At 50.9% G+C, this 14,906-nt stretch carries 12 protein-coding genes and 4 pseudogenes; 6 read left to right on the forward strand and 10 right to left on the reverse strand.

The annotated features are described in order from the left end of the window. Window positions 1-51: 51 nt before the first annotated feature. Complete coding sequence (gene tnpA / locus ACTG1K_RS09290) at window positions 52-477, reverse strand: IS200/IS605 family transposase (RefSeq protein WP_440005151.1); 426 nt, start codon at window positions 475-477, stop codon at window positions 52-54. Between the two features lie 51 nt (window positions 478-528). On the opposite strand from tnpA, the gene ACTG1K_RS09295 reads away from it, so the two are divergent. The 4 genes and pseudogenes from ACTG1K_RS09295 to ACTG1K_RS09310 all read left to right on the forward strand — a co-directional run bounded on the left by ACTG1K_RS09295 (window position 529) and on the right by ACTG1K_RS09310 (window position 4,409). Then, window positions 529-1,701, forward strand: a complete 1,173-nt coding sequence (locus ACTG1K_RS09295) for an RNA-guided endonuclease TnpB family protein (RefSeq protein ID WP_440005152.1) — start codon at window positions 529-531, stop codon at window positions 1,699-1,701. Window positions 1,702-2,058: 357 nt separating this feature from the next. Beyond that, window positions 2,059-3,120, forward strand: coding sequence for an IS110 family transposase (locus tag ACTG1K_RS09300; RefSeq protein ID WP_440005153.1), 1,062 nt, complete (start codon window positions 2,059-2,061; stop codon window positions 3,118-3,120). 12 nt (window positions 3,121-3,132) lie between these two features. Next, window positions 3,133-3,336: pseudogene (locus ACTG1K_RS09305) on the forward strand (integrase core domain-containing protein); the annotation flags it as partial. A gap of 155 nt (window positions 3,337-3,491) precedes the next feature. Next, window positions 3,492-4,409, forward strand: coding sequence for an IS5 family transposase (locus tag ACTG1K_RS09310; protein WP_440005154.1), 918 nt, complete (start codon window positions 3,492-3,494; stop codon window positions 4,407-4,409). Between the two features lie 63 nt (window positions 4,410-4,472). On the opposite strand, the gene ACTG1K_RS09315 is transcribed toward ACTG1K_RS09310, so the two are convergent. The 7 genes and pseudogenes from ACTG1K_RS09315 to ACTG1K_RS09345 all read right to left on the reverse strand — a co-directional run bounded on the left by ACTG1K_RS09315 (window position 4,473) and on the right by ACTG1K_RS09345 (window position 10,714). After that, complete coding sequence (locus ACTG1K_RS09315) at window positions 4,473-5,615, reverse strand: IS4-like element ISAs18 family transposase (protein ID WP_041204923.1); 1,143 nt, start codon at window positions 5,613-5,615, stop codon at window positions 4,473-4,475. Window positions 5,616-5,766: 151 nt separating this feature from the next. Then, window positions 5,767-6,345 (reverse strand): hypothetical protein, encoded by a 579-nt coding sequence (locus ACTG1K_RS09320; RefSeq protein WP_440005155.1) that lies wholly within the window; start codon window positions 6,343-6,345, stop codon window positions 5,767-5,769. 421 nt (window positions 6,346-6,766) lie between these two features. Further along, a pseudogene (locus ACTG1K_RS09325) lies at window positions 6,767-6,862 on the reverse strand (IS5/IS1182 family transposase); the annotation flags it as partial. Window positions 6,863-6,964: 102 nt separating this feature from the next. Beyond that, window positions 6,965-7,642, reverse strand: a complete 678-nt coding sequence (locus tag ACTG1K_RS09330) for a hypothetical protein (protein WP_440005156.1) — start codon at window positions 7,640-7,642, stop codon at window positions 6,965-6,967. A 135-nt stretch (window positions 7,643-7,777) separates the two neighbouring features. Next, a complete protein-coding gene (locus tag ACTG1K_RS09335) occupies window positions 7,778-8,833 on the reverse strand; it encodes a hypothetical protein (RefSeq protein ID WP_440005157.1) in 1,056 nt (351 codons plus the stop codon). 497 nt (window positions 8,834-9,330) lie between these two features. Next, window positions 9,331-9,870 carry a DUF3987 domain-containing protein gene (locus tag ACTG1K_RS09340; RefSeq protein ID WP_440005158.1) on the reverse strand — a complete coding sequence of 180 codons (540 nt, stop codon included), beginning with the start codon at window positions 9,868-9,870 and terminating at the stop codon, window positions 9,331-9,333. Then, window positions 9,860-10,714 carry a DUF3987 domain-containing protein gene (locus ACTG1K_RS09345; RefSeq protein WP_440005159.1) on the reverse strand — a complete coding sequence of 285 codons (855 nt, stop codon included), beginning with the start codon at window positions 10,712-10,714 and terminating at the stop codon, window positions 9,860-9,862. Before ACTG1K_RS09345 ends, ACTG1K_RS09340 begins: the two co-directional genes overlap by 11 nt. Before the next feature lie 292 nt (window positions 10,715-11,006). On the opposite strand from ACTG1K_RS09345, the gene istA reads away from it, so the two are divergent. Both istA and istB read left to right on the forward strand, forming a co-directional pair. Then, window positions 11,007-12,548, forward strand: coding sequence for an IS21 family transposase (gene istA, locus ACTG1K_RS09350; RefSeq protein ID WP_059296349.1), 1,542 nt, complete (start codon window positions 11,007-11,009; stop codon window positions 12,546-12,548). 14 nt (window positions 12,549-12,562) lie between these two features. Then, window positions 12,563-13,318, forward strand: a complete 756-nt coding sequence (gene istB / locus ACTG1K_RS09355) for an IS21-like element ISAs29 family helper ATPase IstB (RefSeq protein ID WP_440005136.1) — start codon at window positions 12,563-12,565, stop codon at window positions 13,316-13,318. A 76-nt stretch (window positions 13,319-13,394) separates the two neighbouring features. Here the strand turns inward: istB and ACTG1K_RS09360 are convergent. Together ACTG1K_RS09360 and ACTG1K_RS09365 are read right to left on the reverse strand one after the other, a co-directional pair. Then, window positions 13,395-13,642 (reverse strand): annotated as a pseudogene (locus ACTG1K_RS09360) (transposase); the annotation flags it as partial. Between the two features lie 52 nt (window positions 13,643-13,694). Continuing rightward, window positions 13,695-14,732 (reverse strand): annotated as a pseudogene (locus ACTG1K_RS09365) (IS110 family transposase). Window positions 14,733-14,906: the final 174 nt, after the last annotated feature.

A 14,906-nucleotide genomic window follows, 5' to 3' on the forward strand; every position in this document is an offset into this window, starting at 1 on the left:
TAGCAAATGCCCCGTAAACCCTCGCCCAATCGGGCGGGGATATAAGGGGAGCTAATCTGGTGTTTTCTGCGATGCCACATACGCCTTCAGCGTTTCGATAGTGGCCCCTCCTGCGCTACAGGCAAAGTAAGAGCGTGACCACAGCATCCCACTATTGCTCTGTTTCCGTAGATGCGTATTCAAAATCCGCACATGGCGGCTGCTGATTGACTTTAAATTGTTGACCAGCACGCTGATGGACAGCTTGGGCGGATAAGCAACGAGAAGATGAACGTGATCGGCTTCTCCATCCATCTCCAAAATCTCCACCTCCAACTTCTCGGCTGCGGACAAAAACGCGTGGCGCATCTGTTCGATCATGGTGCCGTCGAGCAGTTTGCGGCGGTACTTTGTGGTGAAGATTAAATGCACAACCAGCTTGCTGACGGAATGACGTTTGCGCAGATAGCCAGTGAAATCAATGTTGTGCTCACTCATTTGAAATGTCTCGAATTAAAGCATATAGTGCCTGAACTTTATCAGTGAGCAGTGACCGTGAAAAGAGCTACTAAAGTACGCCTTTACCCAACAAACGAACAGGCTACATTTTTAAATGCCCAGTTCGGAGCTGTGCGGTTTGCGTACAACAAGGCTCTTCGTATTCAACGGCACATGTTCAAGCGCCGTGGTGTATCCCTGAAGCCCAAGCGTGACTTGAAACCGCTACTAGCGGTGGCAAAAAAATCGCGCAAATATGCCTGGCTCAAAGAGTACGATTCCCTCGCCTTGCAACAGGCAGTGATCAATCTGGACAAAGCATTTGCCAACTTTTTCAACCCTAAGCTCAAGGCTCGGATGCCGACTTTCAAGAGCAAACGGGGCAGGCAATCGAGCTACCACCCCAACGGGAAGGTACTGGCCGATGCTATCCAGCTACCGAAGATGACGCCGATCAAAGCAGTGCTCCACAGGGACATCAAAGGAACAATCTCTAGCATCACGATCAGCCGTGGCCCGACAGGGAAATACTACGCGTCAATTCTCAGTGATGATGGCTGCGAAGCGCCCGCCAAGCCGACACTCATCACAGATGTGACAGGCTGCGACATGGGGCTGTCTCACTATCTCATCGCGTCCAACGGCAAGAAGATCGACAACCCGCGTCACCTTATCAATGCCAGCCGCAATCTGCGGCGCAAGCAAAAATCGTTATCTCGCAAAAAAAGAGGCAGCGCCAACCGAGCGAAGGCACGGATACAGCTGGCCGCCCTGCACGAACGTGTAGCCAACGCCCGCGCCGATTTTCAGCACAAACTCTCCCGAACGATGGTTGACGAAAACCAAGCGGTCATCGTAGAGACATTGAAATCAGCGAACATGATGAAGAATCACAACCTAGCCAGAGCCATAGGAGATGCGGGCTGGCATGGATTTATCATGAAGCTGGAGTACAAAGCAGAGGCGCAGGGGAGACACGTGGTCAAGCTAGACCAATGGTTTGCCAGCTCGAAACTGTGCAGCTGCTGCGGGCACAAGATGCCTGAAATGCCATTGCATCAGCGCAGTTGGGCTTGCCCAGCATGTAATGCGGAGCATGACCGGGATATCAACGCGGCCATGAACATCCGACAGCAAGGCATATTGGAATTAAAAGCGGCGGGACACGTCGTTTCTACCCATGGAGGCCAGCGTAAATCTGCCAATTCGGCAGTAGCGGCCTAAGAAGTGGGAAGCCTCGCCGCTTGCGGCGGGGAGCAGTCACAAGGGCGTCCAGGGCAGCCAATATGGCAGCCGGGCATTTCGGCTACGATTGTGGCAGCTATCGTATGACCCAGAGCATGAGCCGTCGTGGTAACTGCTGGGATACTCAGTTCATTATGCTCAAGAACATCAGCCCAATCTGACCCGTGCTGGGATTGGCGAACATAATGCCTTTGCGTTGACCTGTCGATTGGATGCTGATGTTCCCTGGCATTGCTGGGCCCAGCGTCTGTGACCTAATAGGAGCCTTGTGCTGCATCTTGAGTGTCCTGTCCTGCGTATGGGGTTGGTAGTGCATATTCCTTGGAGGAATGAGCCATGAACAATTCCAGAAACAAAGCTGAAGTTATCCTTGGTGTAGACACCCATCTGGATACCCATGTTGGGGTTTTGCTTAACGCACAAGGACACCAGTTGGGATGCTTGATGGTCACGACCAATATCAGCGGATATGAGAGACTCGTGACTTGGGCAAACTCTTTCGGATGCTTGAAGAGAGCAGGCGTTGAAGGCACAGGCACGTACGGGGCTGGCTTGGCCTGTGTACTGCGTAAGCATGGTGTTGAGGTCTTCGAAGTTAATCGCCCTGACCGCTCCAAACGCAGGCTCCAGGGGAAATCGGATCCTACCGATGCTGAAAATGCTGCGCGATCAGTGCTTTCTGGTAGTGCTACCGCGATAGCAAAGACCCAGTCAGGTGCGGCAGAAATGATGCGTGTGGTATCAGTGGCCAGACGCAGCGCTGTCAAAGCCAAAACGCAGGCAATGAATCAACTAAGAGCGCTGCTTGTCAGTGCCCCCCAGGATGTTCGTGAACGGCTCTGGAAGAGCAAACCCGCTGACTGTGCAAAGGGATGTGCACGAGTGAGGTCATTGGGTAGCACAGAATTCCTGCATACGTTAACTACTACCCTGTGCCTGCTGGCCAAGCGTTGGTTGCTATTGGCAGACGAAGTTGAAAAACTTGATGCCATGTTGGATGCCTTGACCCATCAACATGCTCGCCGTCTGCGCGAGCAATTTGGCGTCGGCCCTCAAACCGCAGCAGTGCTGCTGTCAACGGCTGGCGATAACCCGGAACGGTTAAGAAATGAAGCATCGCTCGCGGCACTTTGTGGGGTTAATCCTTTACCCGCATCCTCGGGAAAGACCGTACGACATCGCTTAAACCGAGGTGGTAACCGTGCAGCAAACAATGCGTTATGGACGATTGCAATGGTCCGGATGCGGGGAGATCCACAAACCCAATCTTACGTCGCACGACGTAGTGCCCAAGGCTTATCTTCGAAAGAGATCCAGCGTTGTTTGAAGCGCTATATCGTCAGGGAACTCTACCCTTTGCTCTGGGCCGATTTAGCTGACTCAGCGCGAGCTTGTTGACATAGGAGCGTCAACGCCCCGATGGAGCGACTGTTCAGGAGCCTGAAGTCAGAGTGGCTCCCGGCTCTGGGATATATGAGCTTGCGAGAAGCGAAGCGAGAGATCAGTTATTACCTGATGGATTACTACAACTGGCGGCGTCCACATCACCACAATAATGGGATACCGCCAGCAAAAGCAGAAGAACGGCCTAACCAAGTGTCCGGATTTAGTTGACCACTACAAATAGAGTACGAGGACGTTGATGCTCACTATGATGATACTATCACGATAACTCATACACGGCGTTGTTGCCTAAATCGATGCAGTTTGAAGGGAACTTACTGAGGACTCGGAGATCTGATCACCGCCATCCTCTTCAAGTTTGCATCATGGGCACGTCGCTTCACCCCATCACCAACTGGCCTACATACAACAAGTCTTTGATTAACCGTGGTTCACTCACCTTCTCGGTTGATGCCGAAGCCATGAACAGCTGGTTTCACCACGACCATCATGGGCGCCGAGGTCGCAGCCAGCTTTACACCGACCAGACCATCTGTACCTTCCTGATGCTCAAGGGGATTTTCAACCTCACTCTACGGGCCACTCAGGGACTACTAGACTCCCTGTTCGAGTTGATGAATGTACCGTTGTGCGCACCGGACTATAGCTGCGTCAGCAAGCGAGCACGCTCGGTGACTGTGGCTTATCGACAGCCCCCAAAGGAACGTATTACCGACTTGGTTATCGACTCAACCGGGCTGAAGGTGTTTGGGGAAGGCGAGTGGAAGGTCAGAAAACACGGTTCGGAGAAGCGGCGAGTGTGGCGCAAGTTGCATCTGGCGGTAGACCCGGTGACCCACGATATCGTGGCGGCGGAAGTCTCACTGGAAAATGTCCATGATGCCGAGGTGTTGCCCACCTTGCTCAACCCTCTGCGGCGTAAGCTGGGACATGTTTATGCTGATGGTGCCTATGACAGCAAAGCCAGCCATCGGCTTATCTCGCGCAAAGGGGCGACAGCCTGTATCCCGCCCCGCAAGAACGCTGGGCTGTGGAAAAAGGGGCATCCAAGAAATGAGGCTGTGCTGGTAATAGGCAAGGAAGGGCTGGCGCACTGGAAGAAGATATCGGGGTATCACCGTCGCTCGCTGGCAGAGACGGCGATGTATCGGCTCAAGCAATTGCTGGCGGGGAAAATCAGTCTGCGTAACTACAACGGCCAAGTGGGAGAAGTCATGGCGTATGTTAGCGCCATAAACAAGCTGAATACCCTTGGTCTACCTGTCAGAAAGCCCCGAGTGTAGCGGTCACCAGGGGCTGGGGCAGTTGCTGCTTGATGGCTCAGAGATCCCCTCATTTTTAGAGACTCAAATAATTCCAAGTGTGCGGGTATATAAGCGGTGTTGCTTCAGGTAGTAGATAAATTTATCCATCAACAAGACCGCATTGGCTTCTTTCATTTTAGGTAGCAACTGGTAATAGATGACCCCTTGCCGAAAGAACGAATAGGTTCGGCTCTTGCTGGTATTGACCTTGATCGTTCTCTCTAGACCGACACTGTCTCCAGCCTTACCCAGCAGCGTCAGCAAGACGATGGCCAGGGCACTGAATAAAAACAGTCGGTCGCGCCGGACCGGATTACTGATGTGCACATCTCCCATACCCATGCCGAATTTGTAATCTTTGATATCACGAAAACTGGTCTCGATACCCCAGCGCTGGCCGTATAGTTGCAACGCCTTGGCGGCGCTCAGGTCGGTCCGGTTACTGGCCAGAAACCACGCGTCTTTCATGCCACTCTTATGACAACAATAGACCCGTTCGACAGGCTGTCGCTGCCCAGTTAGCTCCACCGCTTTGAGGGTTCGGGTGCGCCCGGTCGGCGTTAGCCAGTCCCGAGCTGGAACCTGCTCTACACCAGGGTAACCAACCAAAACATTTCCTTTAAATCTAATGAGATAAGCAAAGCCTAGCTCTTGCTCCAGGCGTTCGAACAGCTCCATGTAACCAAAGCCGCGGTCAGCTACTACCGTCACGAAGATACCCTCTGGCAACGTCTGCTTGAGCTTGGTGAGCAGCTCTTTCTCATGGGCATTGCGTTGCCCTTTGAGCAACGATTTCCGATGGGTTTTCCACAGCAGCGGAGTACTGCGACCGTGGTTGGTTTGCAGGCTGATAACCAAGGTACTGTGATCATCGGCATCGAATTCGGTCCAGTCCATGGAGACTACGATCTCGGTACGTTCACCGACCACATAGGGCACCCAATCGTCAAAGAGGCTCCAGACATTGAGCTTGGTGTTAGTGAGCAGGCGATCCACCTGTTTAACCGCATGTTTACGTTCGAGACCGTTGGCCAAGGAGAGGCCACTACCGATGGCGTGGATGGCCAGTGAACCTGACTCGATAACCCCGAGGGTAGCATTGGCGAGGGAAAGAACACGCTTAGCATGCATGTCCTGTCCAAATATATCGTCGATGTGGTTGAGGATTAGTTCGTGGTTAAACATGGGGATAGTCTGTTGGGTATTAGCTGGTCAAGGATGGCGATCATACCTCAGAAGCCGCGCCACGCCTCGCTCATATGAGGGGATGGTTAAGGCTTGATGGTTTATTTGGGAAACAACGCCGCTATTTAGTTAAACCCCCACAGACTTACTTTTAATTACTACCAGCGCAACCTAAATATTCAGCAACCCCATTATAATATGTATTTTGGGGTTGTATGGCGTTCCATTTCGGACTAATGGTTGCGCCCCAGTTGTCAATTTGAAAAATGTTCATTGTATCATCATAAGATGTCCATTTATTGTTGAAATAGCACACCCCACGTTGGTACAATTTTGACCACCAAAATCCATTGTGATATTCTGCCCTAATATAGGCGTAATATGCTCTGCCTGGCATTGTAATACTATAGGTCTGACCTATAGGTAAAGAAGCGCTCTTAAACTCCCTCCGAGGCCCCCCATTATAATCACGATATACAACCGTGTATCGTACGTTATATGCGCCTTTATTCTTCATAATCAACTTAGTCGGCAACGCATTCGAAGTTGTATCATACATACCTTCATGTGGAGCTGGCGGTTTACAGGCTGGAACCTCCATGACATCACAATTCATGCGAGAATCAGGCCCAACAAGAGCGCCTGTATCGAGCGTCTGACTATTTGAAAACTCTGTCGCAAAACCGTTTGCAGAGAAAAATAGAATAAAATTAAAAATAACCTTCTTCATAAATCACCTGTTACTATATAAACAACTGTTCCTAATAGTGCTACATCTGGCCGGAAGCCTTGTGGCGTAAGGTATTTGTGCAATCTGGGGAGCAAGCCTGAAGTGACAAGGCTTAGCGCCCGATGCGTGTTCCATGTCATTTGTAGAAGCTGTACGAGTGCACTGTTATACTATTCTGAACAGCTATTTAGAAGTTTTTTTCATCATATAAACCTTTTTTGCTCACCTTTATCTTTATTTAGGTAACTATTTGCCGTCCATTTCTCATATGGAAGCAAATAAACTCATCGCTATTTAATCATAAATTAATGAGTAATTGCATCCTTTTTAATGCATATGAAATATATCAAAGTTGTAATGAATGCGACATTATTGCCCAAATCAACGAACAAGTCATGACTTCCCCAGCTCCTGGTTACCGCTAGACTCGGGGCTTTCTGACAGGTAGACCAAGGGTATTCAGCTTGTTTATGGCGCTAACATACGCCATCACTTCTCCCACTTGGCCGTTGTAGCTACCAGTTTTACCCCAGGTGGGTCCCATTTACATTGGCATGTACATTGCGATTTATCAGGCTACACAGACAGCCAAGGATCATCCCACAAATGTATCCTCTACCTAGGATTGCTTTTTAAACTCCAACATCTCCTTAAACAAGCGATGGGCATCTTGAGGGGAAATTTGCTCAATCAGTTGATCTGGTGGGCATCGCAGCAAAGGGTTTTTAAGGCGGTTGATGTCTTCACCGGAGAAGGCTGTGCGATTAGCCAGAAAAAGGGCATACATATTCTGGTAAACGGTCGCTTTGTTTAGCTTACTCATCTCGATCGCGGCTCGCCACAAGGTATTACCACCGATATCCAGCCAACACTCGCCTTGTTTGTCAAAGACGGTGATAGGGATAACCTCACGGGGAAGTTGGCAGCTCTGGGGAGGAATTGGGGCATGTAACAACGAACGTCCGGTCGCCCAATAAAGCGTCGCGCCAGCAGCCAATTGCTCACAAGGAACCTGAACATTGAGCATGAATAGGCCTTCCAACTTGGCGTTCTTCAGGCTGCGTATCTCTTCACCAACCTGCAACAAAACATCCGCCTGCGTGGTCGGACTCACTAGATACATATAAAGCTGGTTGCTTTTCACATCATACCGTTCAAAGCTAAATGTAGAGGCAGCAAAAGCTGGAGTGGTCATTAGGCAGAGGAGCATTAGTAGGTAGGACATTTGATTCACGGTGTTGTTTGTTCCTTCTGGAGGATGGTTTGCAGAGTAACTGATGGTCGATACATCAGCCATGTTAGGCTTACCAGCTTACCAAAAGCTGAACACACTGTGTCCAGATGTAATATTATTATTGAACACCTCATACCATGGTGTCGACTGTATGACCTAAAAAGGTGTATGGGTTGATTTGTACGCTAGGTGATGGGTCTAGCACTCTTGCTTTTTCAATCGAGGCCTACCTCGTGCTGTAACGTGCTTGGGCAAGTTGCCTTTGAAGAAGGTGCGGTGCTCCTTGAGCTTCAGCCTGGCGGCAGGCTCTGATTTGGTCAGATAAGCAAGGGCTTTTTGTAAATAGCCTCGTTTCGTCTTGTCGGCATGCCCAACCATGCCAATCCCGCACTCCCGATACTCAGCCTTTTTCTGATTGCAATTATGCCCTCTGCCCCGGTTACCCGTGATACGCAACCATTCCTTAATGATGGCCGCTGCGTAGTAAACATCACGCTGGAAGTGAGCACCGTTCATAAAAATTGCCAAGTGAAAATGAAAGCCTGTTTGAGGTGCAAACTCCAAACGACAAACATACCCCACCCAATTGGCAGCCAATGCCCCCTTGCGACGATTTTTAAACAGCGCATTTTTGTGCTTGATGATCTCTTCAATAGAAAGCTCATCCAAGAACTCCGCTTGGTAGTACAAATCAACCCGCAGTACCAAAAGACGAGCATATCGCACAAACAACCCATTCACGTAGCGACGTAGTGATGATGTATTCCTTTGCGCTCCCTTCATGAAGGCGTAGCACTTGCCCTGAATGGCTTCTGACTTCAATTCCGACATCAACTGCTGATACCTGAAGTCCAGACTATCTTGCGTATCTGGGCAGGCACCACCATTCATGATCATCTCACGAAGTTGATGCTTAACGACGAAATTACACAAGCAAGCCAACTTGGGATGCAAATTAAAACACTCCTGATGCTTGTATATCTGCATAGCAAGCGTGACTATGTCTGATAGTTCTCTCCCCTCATTAGTCAGAGGGTACATCCACCCCAGAATTTCAGCTGAAAATAGAGTAGGGTAGATATCCATCTGTTCCAGTTTGTCGATAAATTTGAATAACTGCTGATAATGAACAGATTGAGCCAGCATTTCACGCAACGCTCTTGTTATAGGAATTGCGTTTTTCACACATAATCCCTTCGCTGTTTTATGCTGTATTGGGATAGCATCGATATCAATGTGGTTATACTTAGGCATGCTAATTCCTAGTTCCATATTTTGATGTTACTGATGAGCGAGGACATGTAGTCATGTCCTACTCGTAAATCTGGTTACAGGCTTCATCTTGTTGATTACGCCTGTACTCGAAACTATCATTAATGATTGGATAACCAGTCAGGTGGTTGTTTATATTTCTATTAAGCAATGAGTTAGGGTAGAAACAAATAACATTAAAAACCAATATTCATGATTCAATGGCGCCAGATTATTTTGAATAAAACATTCAAATACACCTTAATTTCACCAGAGAAAATGCTCTGTGAGAGTTATTTTTGATTTGTATAGTTAGTGTCTATCACCCCCTTCTCTGCACTCACGCAATCATCTAACCCAGAGTGGTTCTTGTGAGTCACTGCTAGCTATGTAGACGCTTGACATTGTCTCCGCTGGCTATGAATATGCTTATTGCTATATAAGCAACTCTATAGCTACATATGAAATGTGTCAGATGCCACGTATTAAAATACTTGCTGTTACACAAGTAACCGTCTTTGCCCTGGCAGGTAATAGTTGACATAACTCGTGCAATTAAATTGGTACAGGGTCACTGCCATGCGATTAACAAGTGCATTCAGTGCCCGTTCCAACTTTCCTTTGTTACGGATACAGTTCGGACCAAACTTGCGAATATCATTTTTCTTGAATGTACCATTATTGCTACGATGCAGATTGCTTTCCAGCCAACGATCCAGCTCATTCGCCTCGCGCATGTCATCTGGAACTGTACGTTCTTTAAATTGTTGAATGAAATGTTGGAAGTACCAATCAACAATAACTATTGCTGCATGCATGCTCACATCAGAGATGACTCGACTACGTTCAGTAAAGCAGTGCAAGACTGCGGCAATTCTTGAAGCATGCTCCATGAATTTAGAAGCAAAATCCCGGTACTCACGCCATTCACCGAAGGGACCAATGTTGCTTTCAACGTTATTTGCCATTGCGAACCAGCGAGCACGAGCTTCTGGCGAAAGTGTCAAGCACACTCTGGGCTTACTCAATTCACGACGCATCTGGGATGCCTTCAGCAGTTTTTCTACAGTCAGGTATGAAGTTGTTCAGATAGATGGCATTGACACCACCTGGCGACAACTCATCACCGATAAATCGAGATCCCTGGGTTGAATGGGGCTCAGACAACAAACAACGCGCGAAAAAACCCGACCCGCGAGCCTGCTCACCTTGACGCTCAAGGAACCGTTCAAAGAGCGGCCCCTGGACCATCAGGGAAAGGCTAAATCGGTAATCCCCGATCGTTGTCTCCCCCTGAGTAGATACTCGCAGAGCCGAAATTGGTTTTGCCCCCCACAAAGAGTTCAGTACAGAGGTCTCGCGCATGAAATCACTGGCAAAAAGATGTGCGGACTCATCCGAGAAGACACCAATAGTGTGACCATAGGCGCTAATGGCATGTTTGATGGCTGCACTCGTCACATCATTCAGAAGCCACTTCTTATTCGATGGAAGTGAAGGCTTTGCCGCCTCCACATCTCTTAATGCCTGTTTTTCAAGCGAGGCGTCTTCTTTCGCCAGAATCGCTTTATGCAACGCCTTCTTGCATGCCTTTTGCTCTTCTTCCCAAACACTAAGCTCGATCGTGTATTGTGAATGCGCATCACGATATTGCTGTTCTGCCATTAGTTCCAGTTTGCGAAAAGGCTTCATCACCAGCTCGTCAACCGCTGTTTTTCGTTCACCCGAGTCAGCCTTTGTAATAAAAAACAGGGAGACTGGGTGAATAAGGCCTGCTTTAGGACTGACATCCACCAGATCTTGGCAAGCCAGTCCCATTGCACTGAGTACGGACGAGGCAATCAGCCCAAGGGGAGCTTGCGTCTGCTGTTGGATCTGACGCATGACGCCTTGCAGCTGTTCATCGAGTACATGAATAGGAAATTCTCCAATCAGATTGAGCTTGATGGGGGTTGTGCATATTCCGGCCGATCATGAACACCGATTCCGGTTCAACGTGAACACCATTTCCGGACCAATGTGAACGCTCATTCCGGCTCAACCTGAACACTTTGCTCCTCCTTTCCGGAAACAGTGTTCAACATCCCGGAATCACTGTTCACATTCACCGGAATCATCCTTAACGCATTGATTTAACAACCTTTGATACGCTCTCCCTTTTGCCAGGGAAGAGCCTATGTCTGCCAAGAGGATTGCAATGCGTAAAATTCGTGAAGTGCTGCGACTGCGGCTGGAAGCTGACCTCTCTGTTCGCCAGATAAGTTGCTGCACCAAGGTCAGCGTTGGCTCCATCCAGAAACTCCTCAAAAGTGCCCAGACGCTCGGCCTGACCTGGCCCTTACCTAGCCAGCTTGATGATGGCCAACTGGCGGCCCTGTTCTATCCGCAGGCCGATACCACCATCTCGGCCCGCCATGTTGTACCGGATTGGCCCTCTGTCCATCAGGAGCTCAAGCGTAAGGGGGTCTCCAAACAACTGCTCTGGGAGGAGTACACCCAGCGCTATCCCAACAGCTGTTACAGCTACTCCCAGTTCTGCGACCGTTACAAATCCTGGTGTCAGTTGCAAAAGCGCTCCATGCGCCAGATCCACAAGGCGGGGGAAAAGCTCTTTATCGACTACTGCGGGCCCACGGTGCCCATCGCCTCGCCCTCCACGGGGGAGGTCCGTCAGGCCCAGATCTTTGTCGCCGTGCTTGGTGCGTCCAACTACACCTTTGCCGAGGCTACCTGGTCACAGTCACTGCCGGACTGGTTGCAAAGCCATGTCCGTGCCTTTGAGTTTTTCGGCGGTACACCGGCACTGCTGATCCCCGACAACCTCAAAAGCGGTGTCAGCAAGGCTTGCCGATACGATCCCGAGCTCAACCCCAGCTACCAGCAGTTGGCCGAGCACTATCAGGTGGCAGTGATGCCAGCTCGCCCTTACAAGCCCAAGGATAAAGCCAAGGCTGAGGTGGGTGTGCAGATCGTCGAGCGCTGGATCCTCGCCCGCTTGCGCCACCAGACCTTTTTCTCGCTGGCCGAGCTCAACCAGTGCATCCGGGCCTTGCTGGACGAACTCAACGAGCGCCCGTTCAAGCAACTGCCCGGTAACCGGCGCGAGGCGTTTGAGCAGTTGGACCGCCCGGCGCTGGGACCACTGCCGGTGCATCCCTATCGCTATGTCGCCATCAAAACGGTCAAGGTCAACATCGACTATCACGTCAGCTATGAGCAGCACCACTACTCGGTGCCACACCAGTATGTGGGCCAGCAACTGGAGCTCCATGCTGGCGACACTTTGCTTCAGGTCTATCACCAGCAACAGCTGGTCGCGAGCCATCCGCGTAAAACCATCCCGGGGATGAGCACGATCCCGGAGCACATGCCGGAACGCCACAGCAAGCAGCAACGCTGGACGCCAGGCCGTCTCAAGCAGTGGGCTGCTGATATCGGACCGGGCACCTTGTGCTGGGTGAGCGAACGGCTGGAAGAGAAAGCCCATGTCGAGCAGGCATACCGACTCTGCCTGGGGCTACTGAGTCTTAGCCGGGAGTATCCGCCATCACGGGTCGAGGCCTGCTGTCAGTTGGCTAATCGGGAAGGACTGGTGCGACTCAAACAGCTCAAGTCGGTGCTGACCAGTGGCCGCGACCAACTGCCCGAAAGCCCGCTGAGCTACCCAGAGTTACCGCAAGAGCACGAGAACATCCGTGGCCCCCAGAGCTTCCACTAAAGAGGATACGCCCCATGACCCAACAAACCCTGACCCGCCTGAGAAACCTGAAACTGACCGGCATGGCGGATGCAGTGCAACAACAACTGGAACAGGCCAGTACCTACGAAGGGCTGCCCTTCATCGAGCGTCTAAGCCTGCTGGTCGAACACGAACAACTGAGCCGGGAGCAACGTAAACAAGCTCGGCTAGTCAAGCAGGCGCGGCTCAAACTCCAAGCCACGGTGCAAGAGGTGGACTACCAGTCTGCACGCAACCTGGAGCGGTCACAGGTTGCAAACCTGGCCCAAGGAGAGTGGCAGCGCCGAGGCCAGAACCTGCTCATTACCGGCCCCTGTGGCTGTGGAAAAACCTACCTGGCTTGTGCGCTGGGCTACCAAGCCTGTCAGCAAGGGCATAGCACTCGTTACTACCGGCTGCCACGTCTGCTGCTTGAACTGAGCCAGGCCAAGGTAGATGGCAGTTACGCCAGACTGCTGGGTCAACTGGCCAGGATAGAGCTACTGGTCCTCGATGACTGGGGACTGGAAGCGGTGAATGCCGAGCAGCGCAACGCCCTGCTGGAGATCATGGATGATCGGTACGGGAAATACTCGACGGTAGTAGTCAGTCAGCTGCCAACTGAAGAGTGGTACGCGAGCTTGGGTGACAACACCTTGGCAGATGCGATCCTGGACCGGCTGATGCACAACGCTCACCGGCTGTCACTGAAGGGAGAATCGATGAGAAAGAGGAGAAGTGAGTTGACCCAATCTGAACAGTCGAGTTAGAAACGGGATGACGTGAGCGCGTTAAGGATCAGGGTGTTCACGTTGGCCGGAATGGCTGTTCAACTTCGCCGGAATACGCATCATTGAGATGCAGTTGCAACGCAGCAAGGATGGCATCGATACGACCTGTACTCAGCCAACGTCGAAAGGTGTTGTAGACCGAGCTCCATGGGCCGAAACGTTCTGGCAGATCTCGCCAAGGTGCGCCGGTATGAAGAATCCAGAGAATGCCATCAAGCACTTGGCATGGCTCACGAGTAGGGCGTCCGCTTATGCGCGGCATAGAAAAAGGGGCTCGATAAGCCCCCATTGTGCATCGGTCAACTAGTAACGACGGGACACTGCATAGGTCTTAAGCTGTTGAGAATATTTGAGATTATATATTCATCACTTTAAGAACACAGCCTAGGATTGTACCTGTGCCGTATTGCGCATCAAATTCTCGATCATTGGCTAGTAGAGTCCAGACGATGCGGGCCGTCTTATTGGCCTGTGCTACCGCCGCCACATTATGATTGCGCCGCGCCATAACCCCCTCCAGCCAACTACCTGCGTGTTGTGCCTTGCTCTTCACCACCCGCAGCACCGCGCGGGCGCCATGGATTAGTAGGGTGCGCAGATAAGTATCGCCGCGCTTGCTGATCCCCAGCAGTGTTGGCTTGCCACCGCTGGAATGTTGCTTGGGCCCCCCCCCCAGCCAGGCTGCCAACTGCCGGCCGTTCTGAAACTGTTTGGCATCGCCGATGGTAGCAACCAGCGCGCTGGCGGTGAGCGGACCGATACCCGGCATTTTAGCCAGCTTCTAGCTTGCCGAGTTTTCCTTTGCGCCAACACCAGATCTGTTCTTCCAGTTCATTCACCTGCTTGGTGAGTTCTTTGAGGTGTTCCCCTAAACGCTCAATTAATTGACGATAAGTTCCGGGTAGGTCGTTCTCTGCGTCCTCCAGGATCTCGGCTAATCGCGGGTTAATGTGTGCAATACCTTTAGGGACAATAATGCCTTGTTCAGCCAGCAGCCCCCTGATTTGCTTGTGCCGTTCTGGCTTTGACGAACCCTTGCCTTGTGCGATGTAGCGACAACACGGCTAACTGCTCGCCATTTTTATTGGCACAAACCGCATATTGGGTCGGGTCACGGCTTCGCAGATAGTTACTGCATCCGCAGCATCGTTCTTTTTGGTCTTCACGAACTGCGGCGTCATCAGTTTGACGGTATGCCCAATTCCTTGAAGTTTATTGGTCCAGTAATGGGCACTGCCTCCATGCCGATCAGGCTAGGAGGAAGATTGCTAAAGAATGAGAGAATCTGATCCCGCTTCAACTGTCGCTTGAGGACCGTCTTACCATGTTGATCAACGCTATGTAATTGGAAGATATGTTTTGCCAGATCGATGCCGATAGTCGTAGCCTTCATGGTGGTCGCCTCTCTCATCAGTGGGAACTTACATTCGCCACTTTGGCATTTCAGATGTCGTTTTGGTAGGGGCGACCATCCCATTAACGCCCCGTCAAAGCCAACGCGCTGGCAATGAATCAACTCAGAGCATACCCCCCAGGATATTCGTGAATGACTCTGGAAAAGCAAGCC

Source organism: Aeromonas sp. 102P, from assembly GCF_051920345.1.
GTDB lineage: Bacteria > Pseudomonadota > Gammaproteobacteria > Enterobacterales > Aeromonadaceae > Aeromonas > Aeromonas veronii.

Excerpts from the sequence above, each read along its gene's own strand:
- ACTG1K_RS09330 (WP_440005156.1), bottom strand. The coding sequence starts at position 7,642 with ATGGCTGATGTATCGACCATCAGTTACTCTGCAAACCATCCTCCAGAA.
- istA (WP_059296349.1), top strand. The coding sequence starts at position 11,007 with ATGTCTGCCAAGAGGATTGCAATGCGTAAAATTCGTGAAGTGCTGCGA.
- ACTG1K_RS09345 (WP_440005159.1), bottom strand. The coding sequence starts at position 10,714 with ATGCGTCAGATCCAACAGCAGACGCAAGCTCCCCTTGGGCTGATTGCC.
- ACTG1K_RS09340 (WP_440005158.1), bottom strand. The coding sequence starts at position 9,870 with ATGCGTCGTGAATTGAGTAAGCCCAGAGTGTGCTTGACACTTTCGCCA.
- ACTG1K_RS09320 (WP_440005155.1), bottom strand. The coding sequence starts at position 6,345 with ATGAAGAAGGTTATTTTTAATTTTATTCTATTTTTCTCTGCAAACGGT.
- ACTG1K_RS09300 (WP_440005153.1), top strand. The coding sequence starts at position 2,059 with ATGAACAATTCCAGAAACAAAGCTGAAGTTATCCTTGGTGTAGACACC.
- ACTG1K_RS09335 (WP_440005157.1), bottom strand. The coding sequence starts at position 8,833 with ATGCCTAAGTATAACCACATTGATATCGATGCTATCCCAATACAGCAT.
- istB (WP_440005136.1), top strand. The coding sequence starts at position 12,563 with ATGACCCAACAAACCCTGACCCGCCTGAGAAACCTGAAACTGACCGGC.
- ACTG1K_RS09315 (WP_041204923.1), bottom strand. The coding sequence starts at position 5,615 with ATGTTTAACCACGAACTAATCCTCAACCACATCGACGATATATTTGGA.
- ACTG1K_RS09310 (WP_440005154.1), top strand. The coding sequence starts at position 3,492 with ATGGGCACGTCGCTTCACCCCATCACCAACTGGCCTACATACAACAAG.
- tnpA (WP_440005151.1), bottom strand. The coding sequence starts at position 477 with ATGAGTGAGCACAACATTGATTTCACTGGCTATCTGCGCAAACGTCAT.